This is a genomic window from Nocardioides sp. FY1077, assembly GCF_058681775.1.
Window position 1 is genome coordinate 900,766 of the sequence record NZ_JBZWDB010000002.1, and the last position, 20,533, is coordinate 921,298.

Sequence of the window (20,533 nt, forward strand, 5' to 3'; positions counted from 1 at the left end):
TCGCCACGTGACGACGATCGGGGTGGCCGTCGCGATCCCGGAGCCCTGGGCCAGCGAGCTGCAGGACTACCGCGAGGGGGTCGGCGACACCACCGCCGCGATGATCCCGACCCACATCACGCTGGTGCCTCCGGTCGACATCGACGACGACGCCCTCGACCAGGTGGCCTGCCACCTCGGGGAGGTCGCCGGTGGCACGGAGCGGTTCCGGGTGCACCTGCGCGGCACCGGCACGTTCCGCCCGGTCTCGCCGGTGGTGTTCGTGACGCTGGTCGAGGGCATCGCGCAGTGCGAGCAGCTGGCCGCGGCCGTGCGCCGCGGACCGCTCGACGTGGAGCTGCAGTACCCCTACCACCCCCACGTCACCGTCGCCCACCACCTCGACGACGACCGGCTCGACCAGGCGTTCGCCGAGCTCGGTGACTTCGAGTGCACCTTCGACGTGGACGGGTTCCACCTCTACGTGCACGACGATACCCACGGCTGGCGACCGCGGCGCGAGTTCGCGCTCGAGGGGGAGCGGCACTGATGGTCGCGGTCGTCGACGACGCCCAGTCACGGCTGTGGCGCCTGCGGGGCCGGCGGCCTCTGGTCGACCACGTCCTGTCGATGCAGGAGCACTACGGCGGAGTGAAGGCCGGGCAGCAGGCCGGGGCGGTCACCTACTTCGGGTTCCTGTCGATCTTCCCGCTGCTCGCCCTGTCGTTCTTCGTGGTCGGCATCGTCTCCGAGGTCTACCCCGGCGCGAACGGCGACCTGCGCGACGCCATCAGGCTGCTGCTGCCGGGCCTGGTCGGCACCGACGAGGGCCAGCTGTCGCTCGAGGACATCCGCACCTTCTCCGGGTGGGCCGCGGTCCTCGGCGTGGCCGGCGTGCTGTACGCCGGTCTGGGCTGGCTCTCGGCCCTGCGCGACGCGCTGATGGTGGTCTTCGAGATCCCGCAGCGCGAGCTGCCGGGGTTCGTGATCGGCAAGCTGCGCGACCTGCGCGCCCTGGCCGTCATCGGCACGGTGCTGCTCGTGGCGGTGGCGCTCACCGGCCTGGTCAGCGCCCTGTCCGACTACGTCCTCGACTTCCTGGGCCTCGGCGCCGAGCTGGGCTGGGCGGTCAAGCTGGTCACCGTCGTGTTCGGGCTGCTCGCCAACGCCGTGCTGTTCTACGTCATGTACCGGCTGCTGGCCGACCCGCACACCCCGCGCCGCTCCCTGTGGCAGGGCGCGCTGCTCGGGGCGGTGGCCTTCGAGGTGCTCAAGCAGCTCTCCAACCTGCTGCTCGGCGCCACCCGCGAGCAGCCCGGAGCGCAGGCCTTCGGCATCGCGCTGGTGCTGCTGGTGTGGATCAACTACTTCTCCCGCCTGATCCTCTACTCCGCCGCCTTCGCCCACACCACGGCCCAGGCCAAAGCCGCACGGATCGCCGAGCCCGCCGACCCCGTGCAGGGCCCGCCGCTGCCCTCGGCCGCCGACGGCATGTCGGTGGTGCTGCCCGGCGGCGACCACGACACCGTGGTGGGCCACGACCCCCGCAGCACCCGCCTGCGGCCGTTCGTGGCCGGCGCCGTCACCGCCGCGGCCGCCGCGGCCGTGGTCCGCAGGACCACCGGAAAGGACGACCACGCATGAGCACCACCCCCACCACCCCGTCCACCCCGTCCAGCGCCCCCTCGGCCGGCCACGGCGCCGCCGGCGGGCTCCGCCTCGAGCGCCGGCACGGCTGGCTGCTGGTCGGCATCGCGGTCTGGAACTTCGTCACCTACGCCACGTTCACCCGCAACCTCTGGTCGGCCCACGCCGCCGGCGAGGACCGCCCCACCGGCTACTGGGTCGCCCACACCGTGCTGATCGTGGTGAACGTCGTCATCGGCGTGGTGCTGGCGCGTCTCGGCCTACGCGCCCTGCGGGCCCGCGGCCGGGGCTGACCGCCGGCCGGCCCGCCGCCGCTGTCCGCTTCCGCCCCGGACGCACGAGGGCCCCGCCCGGCTCGCGCCGGACGGGGCCCGTCGTACGTCGTCGCACCCCCTGCCGGGGGAGCGGGTGGTCTCAGTGACCGTGCCGGATGGCGGTGCGCAGGTCCTTGTTGAGCTGGGAGATCACGTCGAGCGGGATCTCCTTGGGGCACGCCGCGGTGCACTCGCCGATGTTGGTGCAGCCACCGAAGCCCTCGTGGTCGTGCTGGGCGACCATGTTGACCACGCGCTCGTCGCGCTCGGGCTGACCCTGAGGGAGCCGGCCGAGGTGGGTGATCTTCGCGCCGAGGAACAGCGAGGCCGAGCCGTTGGGGCACGACGCGACGCAGGCGCCGCAGCTGATGCAGGTGGCCACGTTGAACGCCTTGAGCGCGTCCTCCTGCGGCACCGGGGTGGCGTGGGCGTCGGGGGCGGCGCCGGTGTTGACCGAGACGTAGCCACCGGCCTGGATGATCCGGTCGAAGGCGGAGCGGTCGACGATCAGGTCCTTGACCACCGGGAACGCGTTGGCGCGCCACGGCTCGATGGTGATCTCCTGGCCGTCCTTGAACGAGCGCATGTGCAGCTGGCAGGTCGTGGTGACCTCGGGGCCGTGCGCCTGGCCGTCGATCATCAGGTCGCACGAGCCGCAGATGCCCTCGCGGCAGTCGTGGTCGAAGGCGATGGGCTCCTCGCCCTGCTCGTTGAGCTGCTCGTTGAGGACGTCGAGCATCTCCAGGAAGCTCATGTCCTCGGAGATCTCCTGCACGCGGTACTTGTGCATCGCGCCCTGGGCGTCCCGGTTCGCCTGCCGCCAGATGTTGAGGGTGAGGTTCACTTGTAGCTCCGCTGCTTCATCTCGATGGCTGTGTAGAGCAGGTCTTCCTTGTGCAGCACCGGCTGGCCGGCGTCGCCGCCGAACTCCCAGGCCGCGACGTAGGAGAACTCGGCGTCCTGGCGCAGCGCCTCGCCCTCGTCGGTCTGCGACTCCGCCCGGAAGTGGCCGCCGCAGGACTCGCGACGGTTGAGGGCGTCGATGCACATGAGCTCGCCGAGCTCGATGAAGTCGGCGACCCGGCCGGCCTTCTCGAGGCCCTGGTTGAGGCTGTCGGCGGTGCCGAGCACCTTCAGGTTGCTCCAGAACTCGGCCTTGAGCTCGCGGATCATGTCGATGGCCTTGCGCAGCCCCGGCTCGGAGCGCTCCATGCCGCAGTACTCCCACATGATGTGGCCCAGCTCCTTGTGGAAGCTGTCGGCCGAGCGGGTGCCCTGGATGGAGAGCATCGTGTCGATGCGGTGCTCGACGGAGGTGCGGGCCTCGACCACGGCGGGGTGCGACTCGTCGATCGGCGCGAACGGCCCGTCGGCGAGGTAGTCCCGGATGGTGTTGGGCAGCACGAAGTAGCCGTCGGCCAGGCCCTGCATCAGCGCCGAGGCGCCGAGGCGGTTGGCGCCGTGGTCGGAGAAGTTCGCCTCGCCGGTGACGAAGAGGCCCTCCAGGTTGGACTGCAGGTTGTAGTCGACCCACAGCCCGCCCATGACGTAGTGCACGGCGGGGTAGATCCGCATCGGGACCTCGTAGGGGTTCTCACCCGTGATCCGCTCGTACATGTCGAAGAGGTTGTCGTACTTGGCCTCGATGCCGTCGCGGCCCAGGCGGGCGATCGCGTCGGTGAAGTCCAGGTAGACGCCACGGCGGAAGTCGCCGACGACGGGGCCGACGCCGCGGCCCTCGTCACAGACGTTCTTGGCCTGGCGCGAGGCGATGTCGCGGGGCACCAGGTTGCCGAACGAGGGGTAGATCCGCTCCAGGTAGTAGTCGCGGTCCTCCTCGGGGATGTCGCGCGGGTGCTTGTCGCAGTCCTCGGCCCGCTTGGGCACCCAGATGCGGCCGTCGTTGCGCAGCGACTCCGACATCAGCGTCAGCTTCGACTGGTGCTCCCCGGAGACCGGGATGCAGGTCGGGTGGATCTGCGTGTAGCAGGGGTTGGCCATGTAGGCGCCCTTGCGGTGCGCCCGCCACGTGGCGGTGACGTTGCAGCCCATCGCGTTGGTGGAGAGGAAGAAGACGTTGCCGTAGCCCCCGGAGGCCAGCACGACCGCGTCGGCGAGGTGGGTCTCGATGGCCCCGGTCGACATGTCGCGGGCGATGATGCCGCGCGCCTTGCCGTCGACCATGACCAGCTCGAGCATCTCGTGGCGGGTGTAGGTCGTGACCTGCCCGGCCGCCACCTGCCGCTCCAGGGCCTGGTAGGCGCCGATCAGCAGCTGCTGGCCGGTCTGCCCGCGGGCGTAGAACGTCCGGGACACCTGCACGCCACCGAACGAGCGGTTGTCGAGCAGGCCGCCGTACTCGCGGGCGAACGGGACGCCCTGCGCGACGCACTGGTCGATGATGTTGGCGCTGACCTCGGCGAGGCGGTAGACGTTCGACTCGCGCGAGCGGTAGTCGCCGCCCTTGACGGTGTCGTAGAAGAGACGGTGGACCGAGTCGCCGTCCTCCTTGTAGTTCTTCGCCGCGTTGATGCCGCCCTGGGCCGCGATCGAGTGGGCACGACGCGGGGAGTCCTGGTAGCAGAACGACTTCACGTTGTAGCCGGCCTCGCCCAGGGTGGCCGCCGCGGCGCCGCCGGCGAGGCCGGTGCCGACGATGATCACGTCGAGCTTGCGGCGGTTGGCCGGGTTGACCAGCCGGTTCTCGAACTTGCGGTTGGTCCAGCGCATCGCGATGGGTCCGCTGGGGGTGTTGGCGTCGACGATGGGCTCGCCCGGCGTGTAGTAGCCGCGCGCGTCGTCGGACTGCTGCACGGAGGGCTGGTTGAGCGCCGAGGTGCCGGTGGTGTCGGTGGCTGCCATGGGGGGCTCCCTTTACTGAATGACGCCGAAGAGGACGAACAGGGGGACCAGCGAGAAGCCGCCGGCGACGACCACGGCGAGCACCCAGCCGGCGGTGCGGGCCCGGGTGCGGGCCGCCGCGGTGTTGGTGAGGCCGAGGGTCTGCATCGAGCTGAAGGTGCCGTGGTGCAGGTGCATCGCCAGGGCGAACATGGCGACGAGGTAGATCAGCGTCATCCACCACAGCTCGAAGGAGTCGACCATCAGCTGGTAGGGGTTGTCGGTCGCGCCGCCGGCGGGGTTGACCTTGACGATCGAGAAGTTGAGCAGGTGCCAGACGAGGAACGCCAGCAGCGCGAGGCCGCCCCAGCGCATGGTGCGCGAGGACAGCGACGAGTTGCGGCGCTTCGTGACCTGGTAGCGCACCGGGCGGGCGTCGGCGGCGCGCTTCCACAGGGCCGCCGCGGCGGCGACGTGGACGACGAGCGCGGCGATCAGCACGAGCCGCAGCACCCACAGCAGGCCGCTCTCGGGGAGCAGCGGCTCACCCAGCGTGCGCAGGTGCTCGGCGTAGCCGTTGAACGACTCCTCGCCGCCGAAGGCCTTGAGGTTGCCGTACATGTGCGCGAGCACGTAGCCGATGAAGATCAGGCCGCTGACGGCCATGGCGATCTTCAGCGTGATCGTCGAGCGCGTCGAGCGCGCTCCTCGGACGAGAGTCGGTGTGGCCACAAGATGTCACGGTACCTCCCGGCGAGGGGTCGGCTCCCACCCCACCGGTGTGACAAATCCCGCGCCCCCGGCGCGGTGCGGCCCTTGCGCAGCCGGGCGCGACAGGTCAGGACACGCCGACGGCGCCGGACGCCGTCGTCGGCGCGGCTCCGGCGGGCTGCAGGCCCGCCCACAGCTCGTCGACGGCGGTGGTCCAGCTGCGCTCCTCGGCCAGGGCCCTCGCCCGCTGGCCCAGCAGGTGGCGCTGGGGGTCGGCGGCCACCGCGGCCACCGCCCCGGCCAGCGCGCCGGGACGGGCGGGGTCGTAGAGCAGGCCCGTCTCGAGGGGGCGCACGACGTCGCGGGCGCCACCGCTGCGCGCGCCCACCACCGGCACGCCGCTGGCCGCGGCCTCGCGCAGCGCGTGGCAGCACGACTCCTGCTCGCCGGGGTGCACCATCACGTCGAGGCTGGCCATCGCCACGGTGAGGTCGCCGGTGGACAGCGCGCCGGTCAGCTTGGCGCCCGGCAGCCGGTCGGCCAGCCAGTCGCGCTGCGGACCGGTGCCGACCAGCACCGGCCGGATGCCCGGCACGTCGGCGAGCTCGGCCAGGCGGCGCACGCCGTGGCGGCGGTGCAGGCTCCCGACGTACCCGACGACGACCAGGGGACCGGAGCGCGAGCGGGCCCGCGCCCAGTGGTCGTGCAGCCACTGGTCGCGCAGCGCCGGGGTGAAGGCGAGGGTGTCGACGCCGGGCAGCCACAGGGTGGCCGCGACGCCGAGGGAGGCGAACCGGTCGCGCACCCACGGGGCGGTGACCACGACGCGGTCGGCGCGCTCGGCGACGGTGGTGCGCCAGCGCTCCCAGGTGAGGTCGCGCGGCATCGACTGCTGCACCACCACGCTGGGTACGCCGGTGGCGCTGGTGTGCTTGAGGGCCTTGCGGCCGAGGGTGCCGGGGCTCGTGACGTGCACGAGGTCGGGGTCGAACGCGTCGAGCGCAGCGCGGACCTGGCTGCCGGGCTTCATCAGCGGGCTGACCCGCACCACCCGGGCGCCGCGGTAGGAGCACAGCCCGGGGCCGGGGGCCACCACCAGCAGCTGGTGGCCGAGGTCGACGAGCCGGTCGACCACCGCCTTGACGGTGGTGGTCGTGCCGTCGACTGCGGGGAAGAAGGACTCCGTCACCAGGGCGATGCGCATGCACCCACCGTGGGCCCGCCGGGTGTCGTGGCGCACCCGCGACGGTGGCGGGCGGGTGAACACGCGGGGCACCGCGGCGCCGGGGCCGCGTCGGGGCCGCGTCTGACCCCGGGCCGCGTCGGGAAGGTCACAGTCGGTGGCCGACGTCACGTCGCGTCCCTAGGGTGCCGCCATGACAGAAGTCGAAGGTGGTCTCGACGACCGCACCGACCTCGAGCCCGAGCAGGGCTCGCTGCGGCTCGCCGGCGACGACGACCGGTGGACGCGCGCCGACTGGGAGCGCTCCGCGGCGGGAGTGCTGCGCAAGGCTCGCCGCCTGCGCGACGACGACCCCGACTCCCTGGTGTGGGAGGAGCTGGGCCGCACCACCCTCGACGGCGTCGTGGTCACCCCGCTCGGCACCCCCGACGTGCTGGAGCGGGTCGTCACCGGCGGGCGCCCGACCCGGTCGGGCGGCTGGGACGTGCGGGCCCACCTCGGCCGGCAGCCCGAGGCGGCGGCCAACGAGGCCGCCCTGGTCGACCTCGAGGGCGGGGTCACCTCCCTGTGGGTGCACGCCACCACCACCACCGACCTCGCCACCCTGCTGGCCGGGGTGCTCCTCGACCTCGCACCCGTCGTGCTCGACGCCCCGACCGGTGAGCAGACAGACGTCGCCCGGGCGTACGCCGACCACCTCGACCACGTCGGCGCGACGCCGGCGCCCGGCACCAACCTCGGTGCCGACCCGCTGGCCGGGGCGCTGCGCAGCGGCGCCGCCCCCGGCGGCGACGACGACCTGGTGGCGGTCGCCCGCCTCGCGCTCGAGCGCGGGGTGCTCGGCGTCGTCGTCGACGCCACCGCCGCCCACGACCTCGGTGCCTCCGACGCCCAGGAGCTGGGCTGGGCCTGCGCCGCAGGCGCGCACGTGCTGCGCGTGCTGACCGGCGCGGGGCTGTCGGTCGACGAGGCCGCCGGGCTGCTCGAGTTCCGCCTCGCCGCGACCGACGACCAGCTCGCCACCATCGCCAAGCTGCGGGCGGCACGTCGTCTGTGGGCGCGGGTGCTCGAGCTCAGCGGTGCCGCCGAGCTCACGCAGCGCCAGCACGTCGTGACCAGCCGGCCGATGATGAGCCGCTACGACCCCTACGTGAACATGCTGCGCACCACCGTCGCGGCGTTCTCCGCCGGCGTCGGGGGTGCCGACGCGGTGACCGTGCTGCCGTTCGACAGCCCGCTGGGCCGCCCCGGCGTGCTCGGGCGCCGCGTCGCACGCAACACCTCGGCCCTGCTGGTCGACGAGTCCCACGTCGCGCAGGTCGCTGACCCCGCCGGCGGGTCCTACGCCGTGGAGGCGCTCACCGACGACCTCGCGGTCGCCGGGTGGGCCGAGCTCGGTCGCACCGAGGAGGCCGGCGGGGCGGTGGCCGCCCTGGCCGACGGCTCCCTGCGCGCGCGCCTGGCGGCCACCGCCGACGAGCGCGACCGCGAGGTCGCCCGGCGGGCCCGCCCGATCACCGGGCTCACCGAGTTCCCCGACCCCGCGGAGCGGCTGCTGGAGCGCGAGCCCGACGGCGCGTTCGACCACGTGCGCAGCCACGGCGCGGCCTTCGAGGCCCTGCGCGACGACCCGCCGCCGGCCCGCGCGTTCCTGGCCACCCTCGGTCCGGTGGCCACGCACACCGCGCGGGCGACGTTCGCGGCCAACCTGCTGGCCGCCGGCGGCATCGGCGTCGACGTCGCCGGGGCCACCGCCGACGTGAAGGCCCTGCTCGCGGCGTACGCCGGCCAGCGCGTCGCCGTGCTCGCCGGCAGCGACGCGACGTACGCCGCGTGGGGCCCGGCCGCCGCGGAGGCGCTGCGCGCGGCCGGCGCCGCCCACGTCGTCGTGGCCGGGAAGCCGATGGACGGCACCGACGACTCCTGCGCCCTGGGTGTCGACGCCCTGGCGTTCCTGACCCGCACGAGGGAGCAGCTGCAGTGACGATCCCCGACAGCTTCGCCGGCCTGCCGCTCGTGGGCGAGGCCGGTCCCGCCGCGCCGCCCGTGGCGGGCGGCACGCCCTGGACCTCGCCCGAGGGCATCGAGATCAAGTCGCACTACACCGCCGACGACGTCGCGGGCCTCGACGCCCTCGACACCTACCCCGGCCTGAGCCCGTTCCTGCGCGGGCCCTACCCGACGATGTACACCACCCAGCCGTGGACGATCCGCCAGTACGCCGGCTTCTCCACCGCCGAGGAGTCCAACGCCTTCTACCGGCGCAACCTGGCGGCCGGGCAGAAGGGGCTCAGCGTCGCCTTCGACCTGGCCACCCACCGCGGCTACGACTCCGACCACCCGCGGGTGCGCGGCGACGTCGGCATGGCCGGGGTGGCCATCGACTCCATCTACGACACCCGCACCCTCTTCGACGGCATCCCGCTCGACGAGATGTCGGTGTCGATGACCATGAACGGCGCCGTGCTGCCGGTGCTGGCGCTCTACATCGCCGCGGCCGAGGAGCAGGGGGTCGCCCCCGAGCAGCTCACGGGGACGATCCAGAACGACATCCTCAAGGAGTTCATGGTCCGCAACACCTACATCTACCCGCCGCAGCCGAGCATGCGGATCATCTCCGACATCTTCAGCTACACCGCGGCGCGGATGCCCCGCTTCAACTCCATCTCGATCTCCGGCTACCACATCCAGGAGGCCGGGGCGACCGCCGACCTCGAGCTGGCCTACACCCTGGCCGACGGCGTCGAGTACATCCGCGCAGGCCTCGGCACCGGCATGACCATCGACCAGTTCGCCCCGCGGCTGTCGTTCTTCTGGGCCATCGGGATGAACTTCTACATGGAGGTCGCCAAGCTGCGCGCCGCCCGCGCGCTGTGGGCACGCCTGGTGCGCGAGTTCGGCCCGGAGAACCCGAAGTCGCTGAGCCTGCGCACCCACAGCCAGACCAGCGGCTGGTCGCTGACCGCGCAGGACGTGTTCAACAACGTGCAGCGCACCTGCCTCGAGGCGATGGCCGCGACCCAGGGCCACACCCAGTCGCTGCACACCAACGCCCTCGACGAGGCCATCGCGCTGCCCACCGACTTCTCGGCCCGCATCGCCCGCAACACCCAGCTGCTGCTGCAGCAGGAGAGCGGCACCACCGGCACCATCGACCCCTGGGGCGGCTCCTACTACGTCGAGCGCCTCACCCACGACCTCGCCGAGAAGGCGTGGGCGCACATCCAGGAGGCCGAGCGGGCCGGCGGGATGGCCAAGGCCATCGAGCAGGGCATCCCCAAGATGCGCATCGAGGAGGCCGCGGCCCGCACCCAGGCGCGCATCGACGCCGGCGCCCAGAAAGTGATCGGCGTGAACACCTACCGCCTCGCCGCCGAGGACGCCCTCGACGTGCTGCGCGTCGACAACGACGACGTCTACCGCCAGCAGCTCGCCAAGCTCGAGCGGCTGCGCGCCGAGCGCGACGACGACGAGGTGCGCCGCAGCCTGGAGGCGCTCACCCGCTCCGCCGAGCAGGGGCCGGCCGCGACCGGCTCGCTCGAGGGCAACCTGCTGGCGCTCGCGGTCGACGCCGCGCGGGCCAAGGCCACGGTGGGGGAGATCTCGGACGCCCTGGAGAAGGTCTACGGCCGCCACCAGGCCGTGATCCGTACGATCAGCGGCGTGTTCAGGGACGAGTCGGGCAGCGGCGGCGGGCCCGGCGCGGGCAAGGTCACGCAGGTGCTGGAGGCGACCGCGGCGTTCGAGGAGGCCGAGGGACGCCGGCCGCGCATCCTGGTCGCCAAGATGGGCCAGGACGGCCACGACCGCGGCCAGAAGGTGATCGTGTCGGCGTTCGCCGACATGGGCTTCGACGTCGACGTGGGCCCGCTGTTCTCCACGCCGGAGGAGGTGGCCCAGCAGGCCGTCGACGCCGACGTGCACATCGTGGGCGTCAGCTCGCTGGCCGCCGGACACCTCACCCTGCTGCCGGCGCTGCGCGACGCCCTCGCCGAGCAGGGGCGCCCCGACATCATGGTCGTGATCGGCGGGGTGATCCCGCCCGACGACGTGGCGACGCTGCGCGCGGCCGGGGCCGCTGCGGTGTTCCTGCCCGGCACCGTCATCGCCGACTCGGCCCTCGACCTGCTGGCCGCGCTGCGCGAGCAGCTCGGCCACTGACGCCCGCCCCGTGCCGGTCGACGTCGAGGCGCTGGTCGCGGGGGTCCGCGACCAGCGCCGGGCCGCGGTCTCCCAGGCGATCACGCTGGTGGAGAGCTCGCGCCCGCAGCACCGGGCCCTGGCCCGCGAGCTGCTGACCACCCTCGCCGAGGCCGCCCCGGCGGGGGGCCGCTCCGGCGGCGCGGTGGTGCGCGTCGGCATCTCGGGGGTGCCGGGCGTCGGCAAGTCGACGTTCATCGAGTCCCTCGGCACCCGGCTGACCGCCGCCGGCCAGCGCGTCGGCGTGCTGGCCGTCGACCCGTCGTCGGTGCGCACCGGCGGCTCCGTGCTGGGCGACAAGACCCGCATGGGACGCCTGGCCACCGACCCCGCGGCCTACATCCGGCCCTCGCCGTCGGCCGGCACCCTCGGCGGGGTCGCCCGGGCCACCGTGCAGGCCATGGCGGTGCTCGAGGCGGCGGGCTACGACGTGGTGCTGGTCGAGACCGTGGGCGTGGGCCAGTCGGAGGTGACGGTGGCCGGCATGGTCGACACGTTCCTCTTCCTCACCCTGGCCCGCACCGGCGACCAGCTGCAGGGCATCAAGAAGGGCATCCTCGAGATCGCCGACGTGATCGCGGTCAACAAGGCCGACGGCGACCGCGAGCAGGAGGCCCGCGCCGCGGCGCGCGACCTCGCCGGGGCGCTGCGGATGGTGCGCGGCAAGGGGGAGTGGGCGCCGCCGGTGGTGACCTGCTCCGCGCTCGAGGACGTCGGCGTGGGCGACCTGTGGGACCGGGTGCTGGCCCACCGCGACCACCTCGGCACCCAGGGGCTGGCCGCCAAGCGCGCCGAGCAGCAGCTCGACTTCACCTGGGCGATGGTGCGCGACGAGCTCGACCAGCGGCTGCGGCACTCCCCGGGCGTGCGGGCGGTGCGCGACGAGGTGCGCGCCGCCGTGCTCGCCGGCGACCTGCCGGCCACCGTGGCCGCCGACCGGCTGCTCGCGGCGTACGACGCCGGCTGAGCCCGCTCCGCGGCACCGAGCCGACCCCCGGGCCGGCCTCGGGCCGCTACCCCGGGGTGCGCCGGACACCCGGACGACGCCCGCGGGTCGTGAACTAGTCTCCTGGAGGTGCCCTCCGACGTCTCCGCGCTCATCGCCGACGTCGTCGCGCGCCACGACGCGGAGCTGGTGGCGCTGCGCCGCGACCTGCACGCGCACCCCGAGCTGTCGTGGGCCGAGACCCGCACCACCGGCGTCGTCGCCGCTCGGCTCGAGGCCGCCGGCTGGCACGTCGAGCGGCTGCCGCAGACCGGCCTGGTGGCCGAGCTCGGGCCCGACGACGGCCGCCCCGCCGTCGGCCTGCGCGCCGACCTCGACGCGCTGCCGGTGCAGGAGGAGACCGACGACCCCTGGGCCAGCACCGTGCCGGGCGTCGCCCACGCCTGCGGCCACGACGTGCACACCACCGCGCTGCTGGGTGCGGCGCACGCGCTGGTCGCCGTTCACGACGCCGGCCTGCTGCCGGGGCGGGTGCGGCTGTTCTTCCAGCCCGCCGAGGAGGTCATGCCCGGCGGGGCGCTCCACCTGATGCGGGAGGGCCGGCTGGAGAACCTCTCCCGGGCCTTCGCGCTGCACTGCGACCCCGGCGTCGACGTGGGGCAGATCGGGCTGCGCCTCGGTGCCCTGACCAGCGCCACCGACAAGCTCGAGATCCGGCTGAGGGGCACCGGCGGCCACACCTCGCGCCCCCACCTCACCGGCGACCTCACCTTCGCGCTGGCCAAGATCGTCACCGAGCTGCCCGCGATCCTGTCGCGCCGCCTGGACCCCCGCGCCGGGGTCAGCGTCGTGTGGGGCATCGTCAACGCCGGCTCCGCGGCCAACGTGATCCCCGGGCGCGGGCTGGTGGCCGGCACGATCCGCATCCGCGACGCGGTGGCCTGGGCCGACTGCGAGAAGCTGGTGCGCGAGGTCGTCCACGACGTGGTGCGCCCCTACGGCGTCACCGCCGACCTCGACTACCAGCGCGGCGTGCCGCCGGTGGTCAACGAGGCCTCCTCCCACCACGTGCTGGTCGACGTGGTGCGCGACGTGCTCGGCCCCGAGGCGCAGGTGCTGGCCCCGCAGAGCCTCGGCGGCGAGGACTTCGGGTGGTACCTCGACCAGGTGCCCGGGGCGATGCTGCGCCTCGGCACCCGCACCCCCGGCGGCCCGTCGTACGACCTGCACCAGGGCAACCTGCGCGTCGACGAGCGCGCCATCGGCATCGGCGCCCGGCTGCTCGCGGAGGCCGCGGTGCGCAGCTTGGTCACCGACAGGTAACAACCTCGCCAAATGTGGCCTCCCCGGCCGACAACGGTCCGGCACGCACCTAGGGTGACCCGATGTGCCCCGCGCTGCGGGGTCCCAGTCATTGAACCCAGGAGGATCGCCGTGAAGAAGACGGCCCGAATCGCTGGGGTGGCCGCCCTGGCCGCCCTGTCCCTGTCCGCGTGCGGCGAGCGCGAGACCACCGCCGGCGAGGACCCCACGTCCAGCTCGTCGCCGAGCTCCTCCGAGTCGGCCTCGGCCGAGCCGTCCGAGCAGTTCCCCGACGCCAAGGCCTGCATGGTCTCCGACTCCGGCGGCTTCGACGACAAGTCGTTCAACGAGACCTCCCGCAAGGGCCTCACCGACGCCGCGGCGGCCTACGGCATGGAGGAGGCCGACGTCGAGTCCAACGACCCCTCCGAGTTCAACGACAACATCGCCGAGCTGGTCAGCCAGGGCTGCGACAGCATCACCACGGTCGGCTTCCTCCTCGGTGACGCCACCCTGGCCGCGGCCAAGAAGAACAAGGACGTCGACTTCTCCATCGTCGACTTCGCCTACACCGACGACAAGGGCGAGAACATCGCGCCGCCCAACGTCAAGGGCCTCACCTTCAACACCGCCGAGCCGTCCTACCTGGCCGGCTACACCGCCGCGGCCTCCTCCGAGTCCGGCGTCGTCGGCACCTTCGGCGGCCTGAACATCCCGACCGTGACCGTCTTCATGACCGGCTTCGTGCAGGGCGTGGAGCGCTTCAACGAGGACACCGGCTCCGACGTCCAGGTCATCGGCTGGGACCCCGAGACCCAGAAGGGCTCGTTCACCAACGACTTCGAGGACAAGAACCTCGGCCAGTCGACGGCCACCGAGATGATCAACCAGGGCGCCGACGTCATCTTCCCGGTGGCCGGCCCCGCGGGCCTCGGTGGCCTCCAGGCCGCCCAGGACGAGGACGTCAAGGCGATCTGGGTCGACACCGACGGCTGCGTCTCGGCCGAGGAGTACTGCGACGTGCTGCTGACCTCGGTCATGAAGGGCATGGACGTCGCCGTGCAGGACGCCGTCCTGGCCTCCGCCAAGGACGAGTTCGACAACGAGATCTACGTCGGCACCCTCGAGAACGAGGGCGTCAAGCTGGCCCCGTTCAGCGACGACGTCGACCCCGAGCTGCAGGCCACGATCGACGAGCTCTCGCAGGAGATCATCGCGGGCGACGTCACCGTCGGCTGACCGACAGCAGCACCCGGCAGCACCCAGCAGCACCCGGCAGCACCGCAGCACCCCCGACAGGTCGGGGCGGGGACACCCGCCCCGACCTGACGGGGTTCACCAGGTCGTTCCCCGGTCGTGACCGGGGAACGACCGTCGTACGTCGTGAGGGAGCAGATGGAACTCGAGATCAGGGGCCTGACCAGGCGGTTCGGCTCCTTCACCGCCAACGACGGCATCGACCTCACGATCGCCCCGGGGGAGATCCACTGCCTGCTCGGGGAGAACGGCGCCGGCAAGTCGACGCTGATGAACATGCTCTACGGCCTGCTCGACCCCAGCGAGGGCGAGATCCGGGTGGACGGCGAGCCGGTCGCCTTCGCCTCCCCGGCCGACGCGATCGCTGCCGGCATCGGCATGGTGCACCAGCACTTCATGCTGGTGCCGCCGTTCACCGTCGCCGAGAACGTGATGCTGGGGCGCGAGCAGACCCGCGGGGTGCCCGGCCTCGGCCTGCTCGACCGCAAGGCGGCGGGCCGGCTGGTGCGTGAGCTGTCCGAGCGCTACCACCTCGCGGTCGACCCCGATGCGCTGGTCGAGGACCTGCCGGTGGGCGTGCAGCAGCGCGTCGAGATCATCAAGGCGCTGGCCAACGAGGCCGAGGTGCTGATCCTCGACGAGCCCACCGCGGTGCTCACCCCGCAGGAGATCGACGAGCTCATGGGGATCATGCGCGAGCTCAAGGCGCAGGGCACCTCGATCATCTTCATCACCCACAAGCTGCGCGAGGTGCGCGCCGTCGGCGACCGGATCAGCGTCATCCGCCGGGGCAAGGTGGTCGGCACCGCCGCCCCCACCGCCACCGAGGCCGAGCTCGCCGAGATGATGGTCGGCCGCTCGGTGCAGCTGGTCGTCGACAAGGGCGCCGCCTCCGCCGGGGCGCCCGTGCTCGAGGCCCGCGGCGTCACCGTGATCGACCCGCGCGGCCACCAGGTCGTCAAGGACGTCTCGTTCGAGGCCCGCGCCGGCGAGGTGCTGGGGATCGCCGGGGTGCAGGGCAACGGGCAGACCGAGCTGATCAAGTCGCTGCTGGGGCTGGTGCGCCCCGACGCCGGCGAGATCTGGCTCGACGGGCGCGACATCAGCCGCCACGGCCCGCGCCAGAGCCTGGCCGACGGCATCGGCTACGTGCCCGAGGACCGCTCGCACGACGGCTACGTCGGCTCGTTCAGCGTGCGGGAGAACCTCGTGCTCGACCTGTTCCGCGACGAGAAGTTCGCCAGCGGACCGGCCCTGCGCCGCGGGGCCATCGAGGACAACGCCCGCCAGCGCATCGAGGAGTTCGACATCCGCACCGAGACCATGGAGACGCCGGTCAGCGCGCTCTCGGGCGGCAACCAGCAGAAGGTCGTGGTGGCCCGTGAGTTCTCCCGGCCGCTGAAGGTGCTGATCGCCTCCCAGCCCACGCGCGGCGTCGACGTCGGCTCCATCGAGTTCATCCACCGCCGCATCGTGGAGGAGCGCGACAAGGGCACGGCGGTGATCATCGTGTCGACCGAGCTCGACGAGGTCTTCGCGCTCTCCGACCGCATCGCGGTCATGTACGACGGCCGCATCGTCGGCACCGTCACGCCCGACATCCCCCGAGAGGAGATCGGCCTGATGATGGCCGGTGCCACCGACCGCTCCGCCGAGACCACCGGCTCGTCCGGCAGGCCCGCGAGCGGCTCCACACGGGTCGGGGGAGCGGGCGCATGAGCACCCCCACCCCGCCCGGATCGCCCGGCACCGGCCGCGGTCCCGCGCCGGTCGTCGACCCCGACTCCGTCGACCCCCACGACGCCGCGACCGCGCCCCGGCAGCGGCGCGACCTCACGGCGTTCCTGCCGACCGTGGTCGACAGCGTCCTGGCGGTGCTCCTGGCACTGGTCGTCGGGGCCCTGCTCATCATCTTCTCCACCGAGAAGGTGCTCGGGTCGCTGCCGTACTTCTTCAGCTACCCCTGGGACTTCTTCCGCTTCGCCGGCGAGGCGGTCGGCGACGGCTACGCCGCACTGGCCAACGGCTCGCTGGGCGGCACCGACGCGCTGACGCGCACCCTGAACCGGGCCGCGCCGCTGATCTGCGCCGGCCTGGGCGTGAGCCTGGCGTTCCGCGCAGGGCTGTTCAACATCGGCGCCCAGGGCCAGATGCTGGTCGCGGGCCTCGCCGCCGGCTACGTCGGCTTCACCTTCGACCTGCCGACCGGCCTGCACGCGCTGGCCGCGCTGGCCGCGGCCCTGCTCGCCGGCGCGCTGTGGGGCGGGGTGATCGGGCTGCTCAAGGCCCGCACCGGCGCCCACGAGGTGATCACCACGATCATGCTCAACAACGTCGCCCGCTTCGTGGTGCTGTACTTCCTGGGCCTGGAGGCCTTCCAACGGCCCAACAGCGACAACAAGCTGTCGCCGCCGGTGGCCGACAGTGCGGCGTTCCCGTCGATCGGGGGGCTCCACCTCGGCATCGTGCTGGCCGTGCTGGCCGCCCTCGCCGTGTGGTGGCTGCTGGAGCGCAGCACGCTGGGCTTCGAGATGCGCGCGGCCGGGGCCAACCCCGACGCCGCCCGCACCGCCGGCATGAGCGTGCCGCGCGTCTACGTCACCGCGATGACCCTGGCCGGCCTGCTGGCCGGGCTCGCGGTCACCATGACCGTGCTGGGCCAGCAGAACTCCGTGACCGACCAGGTCGCCGGCACCGTCGGCTTCGACGCGATCACCGTCGCGCTGCTGGGCCGGGCCACCCCGCTCGGCACCGTGCTGGCCGGGCTGCTCTTCGGCGCGCTGTCGGCCGGCGGGCTCTCCATGCAGGGCGCGGCGGGCATCGCCCCCGAGCTCTCGCAGGTGCTGCAGGCGCTGATCGTGCTGTTCGTCGCCGCCCCGGCGCTGGTGCGCGGCATCTTCCGGATCAAGGGACGCGGGCAGGGCTCCAGCGTCGAGGCGAAGGGATGGGGAGGATGAGCGTCACCGAGGCGCCCGCGCGTCACGACGCGCCCGAGGGACAGGTGCGCGACCGCGCCGACGCACGCCGGCAGGTGCGGCTCGTCGTCGTGTTCGCCCTGGCCGCGCTGCTGGTGCTGCTGTTCCGCCTGACCACCGACTCCTTCGCCGTCACCTACCTGCTCGAGGCGCAGCGCTCGGCCGACTCCCAGCCCCGCGCGCTCGACGGGTCGCTGGCCAACTGGGTCGCGCTGGCCGCGGCGGTGGTCGCGCTGGCGCTGGCGCTGGCCGACCGGGTGCCGCGCGGGGCGCTGGGCGTCCTGCTCTACGTCGTGGTGGGCCTGTCGTTCTACGTCGCCTTCATGGTGTGGTCCTTCGCCGACCAGGGCGAGGGGTTCCAGGCCTCGATCTCCAACCCGATCCCCGGCACCGTCAGCATCGCCACCCCGCTGGTGCTCGGTGCGCTGGCCGGCGTCGTCTGCGAGCGCGCCGGCGTCATCAACATCGCCATCGAGGGCCAGTTCCTGGCCGGTGCCTTCACCGCCTCGGTCTTCGCCAGCGTCGCGCTGTCGTCGCTGGCGTTCATCCCGCTCGCGCTGTGCGCGCCGTTCGGCCTGCTCGGCGGCGCCCTCGCCGGCATGCTGGTCTCCAGCCTGCTGGGGCTGTTCGCGCTGCGCTACCAGGTCAACCAGGTCGTGCTGGGCGTGGTGATCGTCGCCTTCGCCACCGGCCTGACCGGCTTCCTGCTCGGCCAGATCCCGGGGGACAAGTCCGGCGACCTGAACAACCCCGACCCGCTCGACCCCGTGGCGGTGCCCGGGCTCAGCGAGATCCCCGTCATCGGCGAGGCGCTGTTCGACCAGACGATCCTGGTCTACCTGACCTACGCCGCCGTCGCGCTGGTGGCGCTGCTGCTCTTCCAGACCCGCTGGGGCCTGCGGGTGCGCGCGGTCGGGGAGCACCCGAAGGCCGCCGACACCGTCGGCATCAAGGTCAACCGGCTGCGCTGGCAGGCGGTGCTGCTTGGAGGCCTGCTCGCCGGCCTCGGCGGTGCGTACTACACCGTCGGCAGCTCGGGCGCCTTCGACAAGGAGATGTCGGCCGGCACCGGGTTCATCGCGCTCGCCGCGGTCATCATGGGCCGCTGGCACCCCGTCTGGGCGGCCGTCGCGGCGGTGTTCTTCGGCTTCATGCGCAACCTCGGCACCCAGCTCGGCCTGGTCGACCGCATCCCCGGCGACCTGATCGGCGCCCTGCCGTACCTGGCGACCGTGGTGGTGGTCGCCGGCTTCGTGGGCCGGGTGCGACCGCCCGCCGCCGACGGCGAACCGTTCGTGAAGGCCTGACGGTGACGACCGACGTCGGGGTCGACTGGGAGGCGCTGCGCGCCGCCGCCGTGGCGGCCGCCGCCCACGCGTACGCGCCGTACTCGCGCTTCCGCGTGGGCGCCGCCGCGCTCGTCGACGACGGGCGCGTCGTGGTGGGCTGCAACGTGGAGAACGCCGCCTACGGCGTCACCCTCTGCGCGGAGTGCGGGCTGGTGAGCCAGCTGCACGTCACCGGCGGCGGCCGGCTCACCCACTTCGTGTGCGTCAACGGCGACGGCGCGGTGATCATGCCGTGCGGACGCTGCCGCCAGCTGCTGTTCGAGAACGGCGGGCGCACCCTGCTGCTCTGGACGGTCTCGGGAGTGCGCACGATGGACGAGGTGCTGCCCGACGCGTTCGGCCCCGACGACCTCGGTGCGCGCCCCGGAGCCGGCTCCGCCTAGGGTGCTCGGGTCCGCGAGGCCCGGGGTAGAGGAGCACACGACATGGCGGCAGCACACGACGCGGTCGAGGTCATCCGCGCGAAGAGGGACGGCGCTCGGCTGAGCGACAGCCAGGTCGACTGGGTCGTCGACGCCTACACCCGCGGTGAGGTGGCCGACGAGCAGATGTCGGCGCTCGCGATGGCCATCCTGCTCAACGGGATGGACCGCGCCGAGATCTCCCGCTGGACCGCCGCGATGATCGCCTCCGGCGAGCGGATGGACTTCTCCGCCCTCTCCCGGCCCACCGCCGACAAGCACTCCACCGGCGGCGTCGGCGACAAGATCACGCTGCCGCTCGCGCCCCTCGTCGCGGCCTGCGGCGTGGCGGTGCCGCAGCTCTCGGGCCGCGGCCTCGGCCACACCGGCGGCACCCTCGACAAGCTCGAGTCGATCCCCGGCTGGCGCGCCGGTCTCACCAACGACGAGCTGATGGCCCAGCTCGAGTCGGTGGGCGCGGTCATCTGCGCCGCCGGCGACGGCCTCGCCCCGGCCGACAAGAAGCTGTACGCCCTGCGCGACGTCACCGGCACCGTGGAGGCGATCCCGCTGATCGCGTCGTCGATCATGAGCAAGAAGATCGCCGAGGGCACCGGCGCGCTGGTGCTCGACGTCAAGGTCGGCACCGGCGCGTTCATGACCTCGCTGGAGCGGGCGCGCGAGCTCGCCGAGACCATGGTGGCGCTCGGCACCGACGCCGGTGTCCGCACCGTCGCGCTGCTCACCGACATGTCGACCCCCCTCGGGCTCACCGCCGGCAACGCCGTCGAGGTGGCGGAGTCGGTGGAGGTGCTCGCCGGCGGCGGACCGGCCGACGTCGTCGAGCTCACCCTGGCCCTGGCCCGCGAGATGCTCACCGCCGCCGGCGTCACCGACGTCGACCCCGCCGACCGGCTCGCCGACGGCTCGGCGATGGACGCCTGGACCGCGATGGTGCGTGCCCAGGGCGGCGACCCCGACGCGGCGCTGCCGGTGGCCCGCGAGCAGCACGTGGTCACCGCCCCCGCCGACGGCGTGCTGACCCGCCTCGACGCGATGGCCGTGGGCCTCGCCGCGTGGCGCCTCGGCGCGGGCCGAGCCCGCAAGGAGGACCCGGTGCAGGCCGGTGCCGGCGTGGTCTGGCACGCGCGGCCCGGTGACGACGTCCGCGCCGGCCAGCCGCTGTTCACCCTGCTCACCGACGAGCCGGAGCGCTTCGACCGCGCCCTGGCCTCCCTCGAGGGCGGCTACGACATCGCCCCCGCCGGCACGGCGTTCGCACCCGACCCCCTGGTCATCGACCGCATCGGCTGACCCGCGGGCCGGGGTCGGCCCTGGCGTGGTTCGTCGTCCGCCTCCGGCCCGGGTCGGCCTGGCCCGGGTCGGGTCGGGTCGCGTGGTGCTGCGCCGAGTCATGGGTGGGTCGTG

General features: G+C 73.2%; 17 protein-coding genes. 13 read left to right on the plus strand and 4 right to left on the minus strand.

The genetic code is table 11. The features are described 5' to 3' along the window. Positions 1–7 precede the first annotated feature (7 nt). The 3 genes from AC4OR8_RS09145 to AC4OR8_RS09155 are packed head-to-tail and all read left to right on the plus strand — an operon-like array spanning position 8 to position 1,919. Positions 8–529 (plus strand): 2'-5' RNA ligase family protein, encoded by a 522-nt coding sequence (locus AC4OR8_RS09145; RefSeq protein ID WP_492165223.1) that lies wholly within the window; start codon positions 8–10, stop codon positions 527–529. Next, complete coding sequence (locus AC4OR8_RS09150) at positions 529–1,623, plus strand: YihY/virulence factor BrkB family protein (RefSeq protein WP_492165224.1); 1,095 nt, start codon at positions 529–531, stop codon at positions 1,621–1,623. Before AC4OR8_RS09145 ends, AC4OR8_RS09150 begins: the two co-directional genes overlap by 1 nt. Further along, a complete protein-coding gene (locus AC4OR8_RS09155; protein ID WP_492165225.1) occupies positions 1,620–1,919 on the plus strand; it encodes an SCO4848 family membrane protein in 300 nt (99 codons plus the stop codon). Before AC4OR8_RS09150 ends, AC4OR8_RS09155 begins: the two co-directional genes overlap by 4 nt. A gap of 121 nt (positions 1,920–2,040) precedes the next feature. On the opposite strand, the gene AC4OR8_RS09160 is transcribed toward AC4OR8_RS09155, so the two are convergent. From AC4OR8_RS09160 to AC4OR8_RS09175, 4 genes are all read right to left on the minus strand, one after another. Further along, a complete protein-coding gene (locus tag AC4OR8_RS09160) occupies positions 2,041–2,784 on the minus strand; it encodes a succinate dehydrogenase/fumarate reductase iron-sulfur subunit (protein WP_492165226.1) in 744 nt (247 codons plus the stop codon). Further along, on the minus strand, positions 2,781–4,802 hold the full coding sequence (locus AC4OR8_RS09165) for a fumarate reductase/succinate dehydrogenase flavoprotein subunit (RefSeq protein WP_492165227.1): 2,022 nt from the start codon (positions 4,800–4,802) through the stop codon (positions 2,781–2,783). Before AC4OR8_RS09165 ends, AC4OR8_RS09160 begins: the two co-directional genes overlap by 4 nt. Before the next feature lie 12 nt (positions 4,803–4,814). Continuing rightward, entirely contained in the window at positions 4,815–5,513 is a 699-nt protein-coding gene (locus AC4OR8_RS09170; protein ID WP_492165228.1) for a succinate dehydrogenase cytochrome b subunit, read from the minus strand. A 106-nt stretch (positions 5,514–5,619) separates the two neighbouring features. After that, positions 5,620–6,696 (minus strand): glycosyltransferase, encoded by a 1,077-nt coding sequence (locus AC4OR8_RS09175; protein ID WP_492165229.1) that lies wholly within the window; start codon positions 6,694–6,696, stop codon positions 5,620–5,622. 172 nt (positions 6,697–6,868) lie between these two features. Here AC4OR8_RS09175 and AC4OR8_RS09180 point away from each other — a divergent pair, with 172 nt between their 5' ends. The 10 genes from AC4OR8_RS09180 to AC4OR8_RS09225 all read left to right on the plus strand — a co-directional run bounded on the left by AC4OR8_RS09180 (position 6,869) and on the right by AC4OR8_RS09225 (position 20,419). Next, the gene (locus AC4OR8_RS09180; protein WP_492165230.1) at positions 6,869–8,659 is read left to right on the plus strand and encodes a methylmalonyl-CoA mutase family protein; all 1,791 of its coding nucleotides are present in this window, start codon (positions 6,869–6,871) and stop codon (positions 8,657–8,659) included. Next, positions 8,656–10,836 (plus strand): methylmalonyl-CoA mutase, encoded by a 2,181-nt coding sequence (gene scpA / locus AC4OR8_RS09185; protein WP_492165231.1) that lies wholly within the window; start codon positions 8,656–8,658, stop codon positions 10,834–10,836. The genes AC4OR8_RS09180 and scpA overlap by 4 nt, the downstream gene beginning before the upstream one ends. Before the next feature lie 10 nt (positions 10,837–10,846). After that, positions 10,847–11,842, plus strand: coding sequence for a methylmalonyl Co-A mutase-associated GTPase MeaB (meaB, locus tag AC4OR8_RS09190; protein ID WP_492165232.1), 996 nt, complete (start codon positions 10,847–10,849; stop codon positions 11,840–11,842). A 108-nt stretch (positions 11,843–11,950) separates the two neighbouring features. Further along, the gene (locus AC4OR8_RS09195) at positions 11,951–13,144 is read left to right on the plus strand and encodes an amidohydrolase (protein WP_492165233.1); all 1,194 of its coding nucleotides are present in this window, start codon (positions 11,951–11,953) and stop codon (positions 13,142–13,144) included. Positions 13,145–13,255: 111 nt separating this feature from the next. Continuing rightward, positions 13,256–14,362 carry a BMP family lipoprotein gene (locus tag AC4OR8_RS09200; protein WP_492165234.1) on the plus strand — a complete coding sequence of 369 codons (1,107 nt, stop codon included), beginning with the start codon at positions 13,256–13,258 and terminating at the stop codon, positions 14,360–14,362. A 156-nt stretch (positions 14,363–14,518) separates the two neighbouring features. Continuing rightward, positions 14,519–16,099 carry an ABC transporter ATP-binding protein gene (locus AC4OR8_RS09205; RefSeq protein ID WP_492165235.1) on the plus strand — a complete coding sequence of 527 codons (1,581 nt, stop codon included), beginning with the start codon at positions 14,519–14,521 and terminating at the stop codon, positions 16,097–16,099. Then, positions 16,096–17,337: an ABC transporter permease gene (locus AC4OR8_RS09210; RefSeq protein ID WP_492165236.1), complete on the plus strand. Its 1,242-nt coding sequence runs from the start codon at positions 16,096–16,098 to the stop codon at positions 17,335–17,337. The genes AC4OR8_RS09205 and AC4OR8_RS09210 overlap by 4 nt, the downstream gene beginning before the upstream one ends. Continuing rightward, complete coding sequence (locus AC4OR8_RS09215; protein ID WP_492165237.1) at positions 17,334–18,662, plus strand: ABC transporter permease; 1,329 nt, start codon at positions 17,334–17,336, stop codon at positions 18,660–18,662. The genes AC4OR8_RS09210 and AC4OR8_RS09215 overlap by 4 nt, the downstream gene beginning before the upstream one ends. 2 nt (positions 18,663–18,664) lie before the next feature. Then, complete coding sequence (locus tag AC4OR8_RS09220; protein WP_492165238.1) at positions 18,665–19,087, plus strand: cytidine deaminase; 423 nt, start codon at positions 18,665–18,667, stop codon at positions 19,085–19,087. Between the two features lie 42 nt (positions 19,088–19,129). Continuing rightward, positions 19,130–20,419 (plus strand): thymidine phosphorylase, encoded by a 1,290-nt coding sequence (locus AC4OR8_RS09225; RefSeq protein WP_492165239.1) that lies wholly within the window; start codon positions 19,130–19,132, stop codon positions 20,417–20,419. The last annotated feature ends 114 nt before the right edge of the window (positions 20,420–20,533 follow it).